The 13,183-nt window shown below is 41.8% G+C and carries 9 protein-coding genes; 2 read left to right on the forward strand and 7 right to left on the reverse strand.

Annotated elements, in window-relative coordinates; translation table 11 throughout:
- From L1283_RS21165 to rhaT, 3 genes are all read right to left on the reverse strand, one after another.
- Nucleotides 1-1,275, reverse strand: a complete 1,275-nt coding sequence (locus tag L1283_RS21165; protein ID WP_286852065.1) for a TIM barrel protein — start codon at nucleotides 1,273-1,275, stop codon at nucleotides 1-3.
- Between the two features lie 81 nt (nucleotides 1,276-1,356).
- Complete coding sequence (locus L1283_RS21170) at nucleotides 1,357-3,459, reverse strand: bifunctional aldolase/short-chain dehydrogenase (RefSeq protein ID WP_286852067.1); 2,103 nt, start codon at nucleotides 3,457-3,459, stop codon at nucleotides 1,357-1,359.
- A gap of 27 nt (nucleotides 3,460-3,486) precedes the next feature.
- Nucleotides 3,487-4,563, reverse strand: coding sequence for an L-rhamnose/proton symporter RhaT (gene rhaT, locus L1283_RS21175; protein WP_286852069.1), 1,077 nt, complete (start codon nucleotides 4,561-4,563; stop codon nucleotides 3,487-3,489).
- 174 nt (nucleotides 4,564-4,737) lie between these two features.
- Here rhaT and L1283_RS21180 point away from each other — a divergent pair, with 174 nt between their 5' ends.
- Together L1283_RS21180 and L1283_RS21185 are read left to right on the forward strand one after the other, a co-directional pair.
- The gene (locus tag L1283_RS21180) at nucleotides 4,738-5,358 is read left to right on the forward strand and encodes a 3'-5' exonuclease (RefSeq protein WP_286852070.1); all 621 of its coding nucleotides are present in this window, start codon (nucleotides 4,738-4,740) and stop codon (nucleotides 5,356-5,358) included.
- A gap of 10 nt (nucleotides 5,359-5,368) precedes the next feature.
- Nucleotides 5,369-7,282 (forward strand): DUF294 nucleotidyltransferase-like domain-containing protein, encoded by a 1,914-nt coding sequence (locus L1283_RS21185; RefSeq protein WP_286852071.1) that lies wholly within the window; start codon nucleotides 5,369-5,371, stop codon nucleotides 7,280-7,282.
- Between the two features lie 54 nt (nucleotides 7,283-7,336).
- Here L1283_RS21185 and L1283_RS21190 read toward each other — a convergent pair whose 3' ends face one another.
- The 4 genes from L1283_RS21190 to L1283_RS21205 all read right to left on the reverse strand — a co-directional run bounded on the left by L1283_RS21190 (nucleotide 7,337) and on the right by L1283_RS21205 (nucleotide 13,162).
- Nucleotides 7,337-8,389 (reverse strand): glycoside hydrolase family 43 protein, encoded by a 1,053-nt coding sequence (locus tag L1283_RS21190; protein WP_429626431.1) that lies wholly within the window; start codon nucleotides 8,387-8,389, stop codon nucleotides 7,337-7,339.
- A gap of 1 nt (nucleotide 8,390) precedes the next feature.
- Nucleotides 8,391-10,352 (reverse strand): alpha-L-arabinofuranosidase C-terminal domain-containing protein, encoded by a 1,962-nt coding sequence (locus L1283_RS21195; RefSeq protein ID WP_429626432.1) that lies wholly within the window; start codon nucleotides 10,350-10,352, stop codon nucleotides 8,391-8,393.
- 106 nt (nucleotides 10,353-10,458) lie between these two features.
- On the reverse strand, nucleotides 10,459-12,003 hold the full coding sequence (locus L1283_RS21200; protein WP_286852076.1) for an alpha-N-arabinofuranosidase: 1,545 nt from the start codon (nucleotides 12,001-12,003) through the stop codon (nucleotides 10,459-10,461).
- A 10-nt stretch (nucleotides 12,004-12,013) separates the two neighbouring features.
- On the reverse strand, nucleotides 12,014-13,162 hold the full coding sequence (locus L1283_RS21205) for an aldose epimerase family protein (protein ID WP_286852078.1): 1,149 nt from the start codon (nucleotides 13,160-13,162) through the stop codon (nucleotides 12,014-12,016).
- Nucleotides 13,163-13,183: the final 21 nt, after the last annotated feature.

Below are 13,183 nucleotides of genomic sequence, written 5' to 3' on the forward strand. Positions count from 1 at the left end.
TTAGAGGCCTGTAGCGACGCTATTTTTTCCTCTTTCCCCCACCAATCTATCTCGTAACGCCTGTTCTCTAAAGAGCCCTATTGGATCCAATGCCGCACCGATGCGTCGTCTCGCCTCAGCAAGCAATGGTCTTACATCGGTTCGAAATGCCTGTTGCAAAATCTCCTGGGCAGCTACCACATCGTTTTGAGCTTGCGCATCGCGAAGCGATTTCCGATCGATAAGCAAGGCCTGCGCATAGGCTATTTTAATTGCTTCTACCGATTGTAATAAATCAACTAATGGGTCTTTCAGATTATGTGAAGCATCGATCATCCAGCCTAAAGCCGATTCATGAGCCATTCCCCGCGCATCCATCCCATCGATCAATTCACTGAATATCAAAAACAATTGATAAGGTTTCATACAACCGGCCGTCAGATCGTCGTCTCCATATTTGCTATCATTGAAATGAAAGCCGCCCAATTTCCCTTCCATCAACAGCAGCGATACGATTTGCTCGATGTTTGTATTCGGTAGATGATGCCCTAAATCCACCAAGGTAAAAGCCTGTGGTCCCAGCTTATTTGCTAAAAGTAAAGACTGTCCCCAATCGCCAATGGTCGTCGAATAGAAATAAGGTTCAAATGCCTTATACTCTATAAACAGGCTCCAGTCTACGGGTAGATGCGCATAGATTTCCTGTAGGCTGGCAAGGGTATTTTCAAAGGCCTGTCTAAAATTAAGCTGCCCAGGGAATGATGAACCGTCAGCCAGCCATACCGACAAGCACGTTGACCCCAACTGTTTTCCAAAGTCGATTACTTCTATATTATGGTCTATCGCCTGTTGACGGACGCGTGGATCAACGTGATGCAAAGACCCAAATTTATAGCTGTGCTCCTGCCCGACCTGATCTTGAAATGTATTTGAATTCATCGCATCAAAGTGAATTCCAAAGGTTGCTGCATACTGCTTCAATGCTTCAGCATCTTTAGGAATATCCCAGGGAATATGCAATGAAATAGCATCACTCGATCCATTCAATGCATGCAGCAAGCCTACATCTGCAATTTTCTGCTCCAGTGTTGCCGGTTCACCGGCACCAGAGAAACGGCCAAAGCGCGTTCCACCTGTACCCAATGCCCAACTAGGGATAGCAATCTGGAATTGCTGTAGTTTTTCTACAATCTCTTCTGTTTGTACAATCTCGTGAGAAACAAAATCAAAGGCTCGCTGATGCCTCGCCTGCAACTGGTCATTATGTGCCGCGATAGCACACTTGTCTAAAATCATAATAGTACTGTTTTCGGTTTATTAAAATAGGGTATTGTGGTTTCTCGATCTATTGAAAACACAATACCGAAGATAGCGAAATTAGCGCACAAATGCCATTGCTACGCCACCGTCTACATTGAGTGTATTACCTGTAGATTTCGAGAGCAAACCACCCACAAAACAAAAACAGGCATTTGCAATATCCTCCGGTAGAATCACTTCATTCAACAAGGTCCGATTAGCATAAAATGTAGGCAGTTCCTCGATCTGAATACCATATGCCTTTGCGCGTCCCTCTGCCCATCCGCCAGCCCAAATATTGCTATCGGAAATCACTGCATCGGGGTTAACAACATTGACACGAATTTTGAATGGTCCAAGCTCCGCGGCGCATAATCTACTTAAGTGCAATTGTGCACCTTTCGCGCTTCCATAACCGACATTATTCGGACCACTGACAAGCGCATTTTTGCTGACTATATTCAAGATATCACCACCGATGTTCTGCCCCTTTAAAATTGGCGTGATCGCTTGGGTGACCAAAAATTGTCCTTTAACCAATACATCATACAATAGGTCCCAATCTTTTTGGGTATGGTCCTCGATAGATTTAGAAATCGACAATCCGGCATTATTCACTATGATATCTATCCCGCCAAATGCTAAAACAGTTTTATACAAGGCTTCTTGGATCTGTACTTCCTCGGTCACATCCAGTAGGACGGAGATCACTGCATCTTGGCCAAATTGTGCCACGAATTCTTGTTCGCATTCCGCCAAACGTTCAGCGTTAATATCGTTAAGCACAACCACTGCCCCTTCCTGTGCCATTTTCTTGGCAATGGCTTTTCCGATTCCACCACCACTTCCTGTCACCAAAGCAATCTTTCCGGAAAGTGCTTTTGGTTTCGGCATACGCTGCAATTTAGCCTCCTCAAGTAACCAATATTCGATATCGAAAGCTTCCTGACGAGGCAAGGCCGTATATTCACTTACAGCTTCCGCTCCTTTCATTACGTTAATCGCATTGGTGTAGAATTCTGCCGCTACACGTGCAGTTTGTTTGTCTTTCGCAAACGCAAACATACCAACACCTGGATATAAAACAATCACCGGGTTTTTATCGCGTACAGCTGGACTGTTTTCATGCTTGCAATTTTCATAATATTGTGCATACATTTCACGGTATGCTTCGAACAATGGCGCCAATTTCGCTTTTAGCTCTTCAACATTATCCAAATCTTCTGATTTATCCAAATTTAGTACTAACGGTTGGATTTTAGTTCTTAAGAAGTGGTCCGGGCAGCTGGTACCAAGCGGAGCTAAGCGTTGTAAATCGTTTGAATTTATAAATTCCAATACACGTTCATCATCTGTAAAGTGTCCGATCATGTGACGCTCACTAGAACAGAAACCTCTTAAAACCGGCGCAAGTTTAGCTGCTTGTGCAGTTCTTTCTTCCTTGCTCAGGCTAGTTACTTGCTGACCACCGAATACAGGTGCTTTTTTACCATAGTTTTGCTCAAGATATTCCGCGCAAGCTTCGATTACATCCAATGAATTCACATAACATTCATGTGCGGTGTCTCCCCATGTAAACAAGCCATGTGATCCCAACATAATACCCCGAATACCCGGGTTTTCTGCTAAACAGGCTCTTAACTTAAGGCCAAGATCAAATCCCGGTCGCTGCCAATCTACCCAGCCGATCGCCCCATTAAACAATTCTTGTGTAATCTTCTTCCCATCTTTTGCAGCGGCAATAGCAATAGCAGCATCGGGATGTAAATGATCAATATGTTTAAATGGTAAAAACCCATGTAATGGTGTATCAATAGATGGTGCTTTAGAATCCAGATCGTAAATACAGTGGTTAAATAGTTCAACCATCTCATCTTCATGCTCCAAGCCTTGATAAACATGCGCTAAACTGCGCAGCCGTTGAAGATACAGTGCTGCCAACCCCGATTTCTTAAGCGTCCCAATATCTCCTCCTGAGCCCTTTATCCACATCACTTCCACATCCTCTCCGGTCAATGGATCTTTTTCAAAAACTTTGCAGGAGGTATTGCCACCACCATAATTTGTGATTCTTAGATCCGCGCCTAAAATATTCGAACGATATAATAATAAAGCCACTTCATCACCGTCTAGTGTACGTGCTTTCTCATCGTCCCATAAGTAATTGACATGTTTATACATTTTCACCTCTTCTATATTGTTTAAGTATTAATTTTCTAATGTCCTTGCAAAGCCTACTATGCAAATGGAAATGATAATTGTGATAATTCCAGCAATAATGGAACGATAGGTTACACGGTCCACCCCTCGCCATTCTTTTAATACAACGCCCCAGGCATTTGAAATAAGAATGATGAAAGCCATATGTAATATCCAGGAACTTGCGCCATTGCCCAGTCGGCTTTCCCCCATACCGTAAAAGAAAAATTGGAGATACCAGGTTGTCCCTGCTGAAGCACATAAAAGAAAATTCCGCAACTTCGGCACTGCTGGTTTCGTATAATCTTTAAAAGACTTATTCTTGACGAGCAGATAAAGACACCAAATAAAATTTGTCATAAAGCCGCCCCACAGAATTACGATATAGGTTACATTATTTTGATAGAGAAACTCTCCTTGATTGGGGTTAGCGGCCTTCCATACCGCATTGCTTACATCCGCCATGGGTTTCCCAGACTCTATACCAAAATTGAAACAGGCACTTAGTATACCTGAAACGATCGCCACGACGATACCTAAGCCGAAGTTGTAATCAGATTTACTTTCTGCTGATAATGTTGAAAGATGCTTTTCTTTGGACATACCAGCCTTGCCACATAGATAGACTCCGACCAAGCAGACCAACAGTCCAATGAGAATACAAACACCCGGCTGTGTCGTAAAGAAATAATCGATACCGTGTTTACCCTCGGCCCGATTGAAAAAATAATAAATACTAGGCATCAAGGATCCAAACACCATGCTGAGTCCCAAAATAATACTACTTCCCAACGATACGCCAAGGTAACGGACACCAAGACCGTAAGTCAGACCGCCTATCCCCCAAAGCATACCAAACAAAAAGGTATAACTCAAAATGGATAGATCGGTCTCTTTAATAATCTCCATAAAATTGGGTATCGTGAGCATTGCTGCGATAGGAGGTATAATGATCCACGAAAAAAGTCCGCCCAAAATCCACATGGATTCCCAAGACCAACCTTTCACCTTTTTATAGGGCACATAAAAACTTCCAGACGCAAAACCGCCTATAAAGTGGAAGATTACTCCGAAAACAGCATTCATTATCTATGTATTTAGGTATTAGATATCTAAAGTAAATGATTTCAGAAAAGGAACTGTTATGTACTGTTATGTTGTAACGACAAAATAGTTACGCTATAGCTAAATTATTTCGATATAGCCCGCTATCCTGCAACAAATTTTGATTACTTTTAATTATTAATTACCGACAATGCATTGAAAAAATATTTGCTATTCTTAGATACGGAAACATCTGGTTTACCGAAAAAGTGGAACAAGAGTTACATGGACGGTGATAATTGGCCCCACATCTTGCAACTGGCTTGGATCATTTATGACGAAGAGCAACATGAAGTTAAACGAACCAATAAATATATTTATGAGCCGTTAATACCAATCAGTCCTGCATCAGAACAGATTCATGGATTGACACCGCCTTTTCTAATGAAATATGGTGAGAAGAAAAAAGAAGTATTACGGAAATTCAGTCATGACATCAAAAAATATAAGCCCCAGCTTATCGGGCATTTTCTTTCATTCGACCTGCAGGTATTAGCGGCCGAATTCTATCGATCCAACTTGGCTATTCCATTTCATAACTTAGCTTATTTCTGCACCTTGTTGCATAGCAAAAAATACGTTCGGAATCCGAATATGGTGCATCTTCCGCTTTCATCGCTGCATGATACACTATTTTCGAGTCCAGCCACAGAAATGCACAATGCTGAAAAAGATGCTGAAATAACTGCTAAATGCTATTTTGAAATGATTCGAAGAGATGAATTATCCGAGCAGGACATACAAAATCAGCAAGCTGAATTCGAGAACATCTGTTAATGTGACTTCCATGAAAAACTCCGACGCGATCCTACCCCTGCTGAAATCTACGCAGCCATTTCAAATTCTGCCCGAAACCCTACAATTGAGTATTGTCGACAGATTCAATGAACATCGTTTTTCTAAAGACACCTTAGTTTATCGGCAGAACATTACCGATATGGATGGTGTTGATTTAATCCTCGAAGGTGAATATGAAACATTCTTTCTAGATGTTTCCGATAATAAACGATTGGTCGAGATACACCATAAACCGTATTGTTTTGGTGGAATATCGGTCTTATTAAACCGAACGAAAGCACTCAAGTCCGTCATTGCCAAAAAAGGTACGATCATTTATCGTTTACCCCGAAAAGACTTTATTGAGCTCTGTAATGCGAATGAAGAGTTTTTCCATTTTTTCACCAACTCCTTTGGAAAAAGAATGTTAGATGAGGAGTTTTCTCATTTTGTTAAGTCGCCAGCCTCCTTCGAGGAAAGCTATTTTGCTGCAGACCAACTTTATTCGCGTAAAATTGAACACATCACCTACAAAGATATCGTTTCCTGTACACCGGATACACCAATCTTTGAGGCTGCACAAACCATGGCGAAACACAAGGTAAGCTGCATATTTATCAAAAAAGGGGAGCATATTCTTGGCTATGCGACAGATATTACCTTAAGAGACAATGTCGTGGCCCAGCAGATTCCGGCAACACAATCTATTGCTCAGGTAATGGATAACCCTATTGTCAGTATTTCGGATCAGGCCTATCTTTACGAAGCTGTACTGATGATGTTCCGTACGAAATCAAGATATCTCCTTGTTGAGAAGGCAGGCCATTATATCGGCTTCCTTAGCCGAAATCGGTTATTGAGTGAACAAGGGCAGTCTCCTCTCGTATTTATTCAATCGGTTAAACTCGCAGAAACATTGGATGAATTGCGTGAAAAATGGAATAATGTTCCCGAGATTATTCACCAATTGCTCGGTAGAGGTGTAAATGCAGAGATTGCGAACCAAGTTATTACCACCGTTGCCGACAGTATTGCACTTAAAGTAATTGAAAAAGTGATCGGGGAAATGGGCGAACCGCCTGCAAAATTTGTGTTTATGGTAACGGGTAGCGAAGGAAGGAAAGAACAGACGCTAATGACCGACCAGGATAATGCAATTATTTACGAAGATAAAGCAAACGAACAACGTGAGCTTGTACGCGCGTATTTCCTCAATTTTGCCAGTCGCGTATCGGATCATCTCAATACAATTGGTTTTAGCTACTGTACCGGTGGGTATATGGCCAGTAATCCCGAATGGACACATTCGCTGTCACATTGGAAGAAAAATTACAAAAAATGGATTGAAGAAAGTATCCCCGAGAATGCGATTAAATTTTCGACCTTCTTTGACTGTAGGCGATTATATGGTGACCAGGGTATTATTGATCAACTCAAAGAATTTCTCAATATTGAGCTACAAAAACCCAACGAGCGTTTTTTTACGTTCATTGCAAAGAATGCGTTGCAATATGAACCGCCGCTCACATTTTTCAAAGCGATAAAAACGCAAACAATAGGTTCTTCTGAAGTCTTCAATATCAAGAAAGCGATGACGCCCATTGTTGATTTAGTCCGGGTTTACGCGCTGAAAAACAGAATTTATGAAGAAAATACAGGTGGTAGGCTAAAACAGCTTCTTGAGTTGGGCATCTTCACACAAGAACAGTACGAGGAATTAAATCAATCTTATTATTACCTGATGTCGATCCGCCTAAAAAATCAGGCTAACCAGATCCGTATCGCTAAACTGGCACCCAACAATTACGTACCTATAGATAGTTTGACAAATATTGAAAAGGCGACAATTAAAGAAATATTCAAAACAATCAATAATTTTCAACTCGGTATTAAGCTTAAATTCACCAGCAATTTATTTGGTTAAGTAACTTATTGCCATATAAAGGCAATAAGTTACGAAGATCTGTTCTAAAAGCTTCTATTTTTTTGGCAAAGACAAATCAAACTGCCAATGCTTCGCTAATCGCACCAACTCTTGTTTTGTTATTGGGATGACAGCGCCATGTTTAGGCGAAGTGAAATTAGTGGATTTCATTTTACCTGCATTAAAGTGTCCCAGATCAACAAAATTTTTAAAATCTGTTGTTTCACTGAAGCCAAAATTATGGGGCGATATCCCATAGATATCATACATCAAAACCCATTTATCTTCTCCTATTCTTTTCCACACATTCGGCGCTTCGCAGGCTTCTGGTTCAGGATCATAGAAGCGATCATCGTACTGATAAGGGCCATTTGGATAATCTGAAACAGCTTGCTTAATGCCCGGAATACCATCATGGGCGACATAAAAAAGATGGTATTTATTGCCCACTTTCGTAATATCGCCATCGATGTAATTTTTATTTGCTTTGGGGTATTGAAACAAAAGCTGTGGTTCTGATTCAAATGCTGTAAACTCCTTATTTAAATAGGCGTAATAGAGCTGATTCAGTCCATTGCCAAACCGCATCGTAAAATAGATCATCATCTTCCCAGTACGATCATCATAGATGAGTTCGGGAGCCCAGAAGGAGCCTACATTTTCCCAACCTTGAAAGGCTTTCTCCAAGTAGAGCTCCGTATGCTTCCAGTGAATTAAATCAGTCGATTTCATTAAGACAATACCCCGGTTGTTACCCCATCCAAATGCGACTCCGTCACGCTCCCATTCCGTACTTCTATAACCCTGCTTTTGTGCGTAGATATGTAAATCCGTCATGACCATATAAAAATAACCATCTTTTCCGCGCATGATATAGGGATCCCGAATACCTTTCTGCTGTGCAATGCTATCGCCAGCAATGATCGGTTTTCCTTTATTGATATCGGTGAAAGAATAGCCATCCTGACTGACAGCAACATACAGACCATGGCTTTCATCCTTAAAGTAAACCATCAGGTAAGCCGCCAGATCCGATTCCTTTACCTGTGCAAACACGTTATGTACAAATAGAATCAGGGTAGTAAAAAAGAGTCTACGGATATTCATCTTATTTAACGGACATTTTAATCAAGGTAAAGGAATAGGGTTCAAATGTTTCAACAATCGTCTTTCCCTTATAAGTTACCGTATTTTGTTTTGGACGGATGTTCAATGGTTCCTCGATACTGTTACTCAGGTTTAGGTTGGCGTTGGCCAACGTGATTTTCTCTGCTGTCGCAGCAGGCTTTTTCTTCGAATCTATGTCGAGGTTCACTTTCATCGGCTTACTGTTGTAATTGACGACTTTCACGATAAGCTGTTGCGCAGCTGCATCAAATACTGCAGAAGCATAGAGGCTATCTTTGCCAGCTACGAATTCACCATCCCGTTTGATCGGAACAATGCTTGTTCCTTTATTGGTAGCATATAATTTTTGTACTTGGTAGCTCGGTGTTCCATATACCTGCAAGTTATCCACCCAAATTAAGTCCGGTGACCACTGCCATCCATCGACATGGCCGAATAATGGCGCATAAGATGCCATCTCCACAACGTCGCCATTTCGTTCGAGGCCCGTCATGAAAGCGGCTTCCGAGAGGGCCGCCTCCCAGGTACTTTTCCCTGGACCGTTTGGTCGCGTCGTATGCGAAGCGTATTCTCCTGCGAAAATTTTCACCCCATTTCTAGCGTAATTATCATAGCGATTGGCGCTAGACAGAAACCAGGATGGTGGGCGGTAATAGTGTTCATCAATGATATTGATATTCATCGCCCGCAGCTGATCATTTAAGAAGTCAAAACGATCTCCTTCGGGATCAGTGCCCGAACTGGCAATAATTTTGATCTCTGGATGCTTTTCGTTTAATGCTTTCTTGAAGACGGTCAACCGTTCGATATATTGCGGGCCCCAATTTTCATTTCCAACTCCCAGCATTTTGAGGTGGAAAGGCTCAGGGTGCCCCATATCCGCCCGTAATTTCCCCCATTTTGTATCTGTTGCGCCATTGGCAAATTCAATCAGATCTAAAGCGTCTTGCACATAGGTAGCAAGTTCGTCTAATGGTACAAGTTCTCCGGTATTAAATTGGCAGGCCATACCGCAATTGAGGATGGGAACTGGAGATGCTCCAATATCTTCTGCCAGTAAAAAGTATTCATAAAATCCTAAACCAAAGGTCTGAAAATAATCAGGTGTCAGCCGATGGCTGAACTCGGTATTCCACCGGTTGATAATCAATTCCCTTTCTGTTATTGGTCCAACAGTTTTTTTCCATTGAAAGCGATTGGCCAAATCTTTCCCTTCAACAATACAGCCTCCAGGAAAGCGGATAAAGCCGGGTTTCATATCGGCAAGCATCTGAACCATATCTTTACGTAAACCCTTCGGTCTTCCTTTCCAGGTGTCTATTGGAAATAATGAAAGCATATCTACGTCTAACGTACCCGCCCCTGTAAACCAAACATTTAACTTGGCTTTATCTGTCGTTTGGTTAACAGGAAATTTGACTGCAGCTTCAGACCATGATCCGACGGGTTCAAGTGGAAGTTCAGCTGCGCCAATAACTTTATTTTGTTGATCGAGCAGCTCAACATGGATTTTAATCCCCTTCGCTGCACTTTGGTATTGTACAGAGAACTCATATGCTGCCCCCGCTTTCACCCCCATTCCTCTAAAGCCTTCATTTTGTAGCCCTAATTTCAAATTAGCCGCATTGTTTATCCTTAAATAACGTTTGTTCCCTTTACGTTTGCTATCGTTTAGCAGTAGGTAGGTTCCCTCAGGGCCATTTTCGAGCTTTTTCCAGCCCATCCAAGGCTGATCAAACTCAAATGATCTATTCTTTACCAATTCAGCATAGATTCCCCCGTCGGCACCAAGATTGATATCTTCAAAAAAGACACCCCACATATGTGGTGACATTTTGCCCGTAGGTTTATCCAACGCTATATTTAATGTTATCGGTGACTGTGCCATTGCTGAAGAGCTCAAGCTCGCTAACAGTAACAGTATTGATACTACTCTTTTCATCCCTATATGTATTTGTTCATCAATAATTTATTATTTCAGGTTTTTACACCAACTCTAACAGCATAAATAAGGTAGCACGACATGACAACCCTATCAAAATTGGCGGTTATATTAATTCCAATACAATAACTGAAAATGCCGGAATATCCACTTCAATGGTACCATTCACTACCTTTGCTTTATTGTACACAACAGGTTTAATTGTTGTGGGCTTCTTGAAGGAATTATAATCGCGTAGATTCTCCGCGGTAAGAATTCGGCCCGTTACTTTTCCAGCTTTCAACAAACCGAGATCCACCTTTACCTTATTATTCTTTTTCGGATCAATATTTACCAAGGAGATATGAGTACGGCCCTGCTTGTCTTGTGACGCTGAAACCGAAACGGCCGGAATTTTTTCCTGGTTAAATTCAAAATCCGTTGATTGAAGGGAAATAGGAATTAACTTAGCATCCTGATGTACCTTATACATTTCCATCACATGATAAGTCGGCGTCAAAATCATATTCTTTCCTTCTGTTAGAATAACCGCCTGCAATACATTCACAGCCTGCGCTAGATTGGCCATCTTCACCCGACGAGCATGATTGTTAAAGATATTGAGCGTCATTCCTGCAATCATGGCATCACGCATGGTATTTTGTTGGTAGAGAAAACCAGGGTTCGTACCGGGCTCTACAGCATACCAGCCCCCCCATTCGTCTACAATCAGATCCACAAGTCCTTTCGGATCGTATTTGTCCATAATGGCGATATTCTTCCCCACCAGCTCATTCATAAACCAAGCTGATTTCATGGTTCTAAAATATTCCTCTTCCGAATATTGGGTCGCAGAGCCCTTATTATCCCAGTTGATCACTGCATAGTGATGAAGTCCCATACCTTTCATCAAACCACTCGGAATTTTCTTCATGAGTGTCTCCGTCCAATTGTAATCTGCACTATTAGCTCCTGATGCTATCCGATACAAACCACTTCCATTGGTCCAATCCGACATAAAAGTGGCGTATTTGCGATAAATGTCGGTATAGTAATCGGCGGTCATATTTCCACCACAGCCCCAGGCTTCATTTCCTACGCCCCAGAATTTTACCTTCCAAGGTTCCTGCCGACCATTTTTTCGTCGCCAATCCGACATGGGGCTTTCTCCTTTAAAATTCACATACTGTACCCAGTCGGCAAGCTCCTGTACCTCACCGCTACCCACATTACCCGCCAGATAAGGTTCCGCTCCAAGCAATTCACACATGTTGAGAAAATCGTGTGTGCCAAAAGAATTATCCTCTGTCACGCCACCCCACCAGTTGTTTACGATAGCGGGACGCTGCGCTTTGGGCCCAACTCCATCCTTCCAATGATAGGTATCGGCAAAACATCCACCCGGCCAACGTAAATTGGGAATGTTCAAATTTTTAAGGGCTTCGATAACATCTTTCCGGACGCCATCGGCGTGGGGAATTGAGTCATTTTTCTCCCCGACATAAAATCCATCATAAATACAGCGTCCCAAGTGCTCGGCAAAATGTCCATAGATATGTCGACTTATAATCTGCTCCTGCTGCGGCGTTTCTAATCTTACACGACTCTGTCCATACAACAATCCAGTGGTCAGCGTAAAAACAACGCCTAATTTTAATCTTAGCTTCATCATATAGATTTTATTATTTCACACTGAATTGGTAGGTTGTTTTTGAACTATATTTTTCTCCAGGTTTTAATACCGTTGATGTAAAATTGGGGTGATTTGGTGCATCTGGAAAATGTTGTGTCTCCAAACAGAACGCAGAACGGAATGGATACACTTTTCCATCTTTCCCTTTAGGGTCCGAATCTTTCATAAAATTACCACTATAAAACTGTAAACCAGGTTCGGTTGTGTAGATGTCCATTTCAATACCTGTTTTCGCGGCATACACCTGTGCGACCTTCTGGAAACCATCCTTCTTGTTGAGTTCAAAATTATGGTCATAGCCTTTTCCGATCTTCAGTTGTGCATTTTGATCTTCAATACGAGCACCAATACGTGTAGGTTTTGTAAAATCGAATGCTGTGCCCGCTACAGGCAAACTTTTTCCAGTTGGAATCAAGGTATTGTCAACTTCGGTAATTGCCTTTGCATCAATTTGAAGTTCATGATCCAAAATAGAAGAATCTCCGGCCCCATTGAGGTTAAAATAAGCATGGTTGGTCAGATTTAAGACCGTCTCTTTATCTGTTGTCGCCTGATAGGCTATGGCTAAAGCACCGTTGTCCTCCAGGGTATAGGTAACCTCCATCTTGACCGTTCCCGGATAACCCGCTTCTTTATCAGGTGAGGTATAGGCTAATGTGATTGATGTCGAAGTGCTACTGGCGACATCCCACACTTTATTGTAAACGCCATTGGTACCGCCATGAAGTGAATTCTCGCCATCATTCTTTTCTAAAGAATAAACCTCACCATTCAGTTTAAATGATGCTTTGCCAATCCGATTCCCATAACGCCCTACAATTGCGCCGTAAAAATTATTATAGTTATCCTTGTATTCTTTGGCCGAATCATAGCCCAAAATCACATCAGTCAATTTACCGTCTTTATCTGGCACTTTTAAACTTACCAGGCGTGCGCCATAATTTGTCAATGTAATAGCGAGTTTGTCATTCTTGAGCTGGAGTAGTTTAACTTCTTTACCATCAATCTGGCTATCAAAAGCTTGGTTGAAGGTAGAGTCAGCCAAGGTCGCTGCTTGCTTACTTTGAGTTGATGAAGACTGGCAGCCATAAGCCAATGAAGCACAAGTCAACAAACCAATAATAATTTTCTTATTCATCTGCAATTAAGTTTTACCCCA

This window comes from Sphingobacterium sp. HSC-15S19, assembly GCF_050433745.1.
Taxonomy (GTDB): domain Bacteria; phylum Bacteroidota; class Bacteroidia; order Sphingobacteriales; family Sphingobacteriaceae; genus Sphingobacterium; species Sphingobacterium siyangense.